Annotated in this window: 2 protein-coding genes and 1 pseudogene; 1 reads left to right on the plus strand and 2 read right to left on the minus strand. The window is 71.7% G+C overall.

What is annotated here, in order from left to right:
* The coding region (locus SSBG_RS08285; RefSeq protein WP_037869250.1) for an alpha/beta hydrolase at positions 1-1,044 on the plus strand (1,044 nt) is incomplete at its 5' end.
* 126 nt (positions 1,045-1,170) lie between these two features.
* On the opposite strand, the gene moeZ is transcribed toward SSBG_RS08285, so the two are convergent.
* Together moeZ and SSBG_RS32530 are read right to left on the minus strand one after the other, a co-directional pair.
* Positions 1,171-2,349: an adenylyltransferase/sulfurtransferase MoeZ gene (gene moeZ, locus SSBG_RS08290; RefSeq protein WP_008745743.1), complete on the minus strand. Its 1,179-nt coding sequence runs from the start codon at positions 2,347-2,349 to the stop codon at positions 1,171-1,173.
* A gap of 63 nt (positions 2,350-2,412) precedes the next feature.
* A pseudogene (locus tag SSBG_RS32530) lies at positions 2,413-2,864 on the minus strand (hypothetical protein); the annotation flags it as partial.

The raw sequence follows: 2,864 nt of genomic DNA on the forward strand, positions 1-2,864 counted from the left end.
CGCGCCGAGCGCACCGTGGACCTCACCCCCGACACCCCCGCCGAGGAGCGCGCCTTCCTCGCGGACGCGCGCGCCTTCGGGCGGAGCTGCGCCAGGACGACGGGCGCGCTGCTGCCGGAGCTGACGACGGCGAACACCGCGCGGGACCTGGACCTGCTCCGCACGGTCCTCGGCGAGCCGAAGCTAGACTACTTCGGCGTCTCCTACGGGACGGAGCTGGGCGGCACGTACGCGCACCTCTTCCCCCGGCACGTGGGCCGCATGGTCCTGGACGCGGTCGCGGACCCGGCGGCGGACACGGTGGAGCACGCGAAGGGGCAGGCGCGGGGCTTCCAGCGGGCCCTGAACGACTACTTCCGCTCGCGCGGCGAGGACCCGGAGGCGGGCACGGCGAAGGTCGCCGCGCTCCTCAAGGACCTCGACGCGCACCCGCTCCCGGCCGGGAAGGGGCGCGAGCTGACGGAGTCGCTGGCCGTGACGGGTCTCGTCTCGCCGCTGTACAGCGAGGGGTCCTGGCCCCAGCTGACGCGGGCGCTGGACGCCGCCCGCGCGGGTGACGGCGGACCGCTCCTCGCCCTGGCCGACTCCTACAACGACCGCGACGCGGACGGCCACTACGGCAAGCAGGCCCAGGCGCAGCGCGCCATCTCCTGCGCCGACGACCGCACCCGTCCCACCGCCGCCCAGGCCCGCGCCCGCCTCGGCGAGTTCCGCGCGATCTCCCCGGTCTTCGGCCCCTTCCTCGGCTGGGACACGGCCGGCTGGTGCCACGACTGGCCCGCGAAGGGCGAGCACACGACCCCCGAGGTCTCCGCCCCCGGTGCCCCGCCGGTCCTGGTCGTCGGCAACACGGGCGACCCGGCGACCCCCTTCGAGGGCGCGGCGCGCATGGCGAAAGAACTCGGCGCGGGCGTGGGCGTCGAGCTGGTGTGGCACGGGGAGGGGCACGGCGCGTACGGGAGCGGGAGCCGGTGCGTGGACGACACGGTGGACGCGTACCTGGTACGCGGCAAAATCCCCCGCCCCGGCAAGGAGTGCCGGTGAGGAGCCGGAGGGGCTTGATCTAACGGCCCGCCAACAAATGCAGCCTCCGGCGATTGAGGAGCGGGGTCCGGGGCGGAGCCCCGGGGAGAGGGGCGGCCCCGTGCGAACAGGGCCGCCCGCTCCCGCCTAGTACACCGGCTTCTCGGGCTCGATCGCGTTGACCCAGCCGATGACGCCGCCGCCGACGTGGACCGCGTCGGCGAAGCCCGCGGACTTGAGGACGGCGAGGACCTCGGCGCTGCGAACGCCGGTCTTGCAGTGCAGGACGATCTTCTTGTCCTGCGGGAGGTCCTGGAGGGCGTTGCCCATCAGGAACTCGTTCTTCGGGATCAGGCGGGCGCCCGGGATCGAGACGATCTCGTACTCGTTGGGCTCGCGGACATCGATGATGTCGATGTTCTCGCCGTCGTCGATCCACTCCTTGAGCTGCTTCGGGGTGATCGTCGAACCGGCCGCCGCCTCCTGGGCCTCCTCGGAGACGACGCCGCAGAACGCCTCGTAGTCGATCAGCTCGGTGACCGTGGCGTTCGGGCCGCAGACCGCGCAGTCGGGGTCCTTGCGGACCTTGACCTCGCGGTACTTCATCTCCAGGGCGTCGTAGATCATCAGGCGGCCGACGAGCGGCTCGCCGATGCCCGCGAGGAGCTTGATGGCCTCGTTGACCTGGATGGAGCCGATCGAGGCGCACAGCACGCCGAGGACGCCGCCCTCGGCGCAGGAGGGCACCATGCCGGGGGGCGGGGGCTCCGGGTAGAGGCAGCGGTAGCAGGGACCGTGCTCGGACCAGAAGACGGACGCCTGGCCGTCGAAGCGGTAGATCGAGCCCCAGATGTACGGCTTGTTGAGCAGCACGCAGGCGTCGTTGACCAGGTACCGGGTCGCGAAGTTGTCGGTGCCGTCGACGATCAGGTCGTACTGGCTGAAGATGTCCATCACGTTGTCGGCTTCGAGCCGTTCCTCGTGCAGGACCACGTTCACGTACGGGTTGATGCCCTTGACCGTGTCGCGCGCCGACTCGGCCTTCGGGCGGCCGATGTCGGCCTGGCTGTGGATGATCTGGCGCTGGAGGTTGGACTCGTCCACCTCGTCGAACTCCACGATGCCGAGGGTGCCCACCCCGGCCGCGGCGAGGTACATCAGGGCGGGCGAACCGAGGCCACCGGCACCGACGGCGAGGACCTTGGCGTTCTTGAGCCGTTTCTGTCCGTCCATCCCGACATCCGGGATGATCAGATGGCGCGAGTACCTGCGGACCTCATCGACGGTGAGCTCAGCGGCTGGCTCGACCAGGGGTGGCAGCGACACGGCAACTCCGTTGGTCGGTTTTTCGGAAGACTGCTTCTGCCCGTAACAGTGCCACGGCGCTTTTCATTCCGAGACACCACGTCCGTTCCGCGAGACGATTTCGTCCCAGTAGCCGGGCAGCGCCCCGAATACCCCGATTCCGCCCGGCTCTTGGGGCTCCCGGGGGCGCCGGTCGGTGAGCGTCACGGTGCCCGCGCCCTGCCAGCGGGCGAGCCGCAGCGCCTCCTCGACACGGGTCGCGGGGAGCGAGTGGACGAGGTGGCAGAAACGCTCTGCGGGGTGCTCCGCGGTCCACTCCGGGGGCCGCGCCCAGCGGTAGCGGCTCCAGGGCCCGGCGAAGGTCACGAGTTGCGCGGCGAGCGCGGCGTAGCCGGGGTGCGGGTGGACGCCGTGGCCGAGGACGAGGTGCGCGGGGCCGAGGGCCCGTACCCGGGCGAGCAGGGCCGAGACGGCGGGCAGTGCGCGCGCGTCGGCGGGGCACCGCGTGCGCGGTAGTAACCGTCCACGTGGTACCA

The sequence above is a fragment of the Streptomyces sp. SPB074 genome, from assembly GCF_000154905.1.
Classification (GTDB): Bacteria; Actinomycetota; Actinomycetes; order Streptomycetales; family Streptomycetaceae; genus Streptomyces.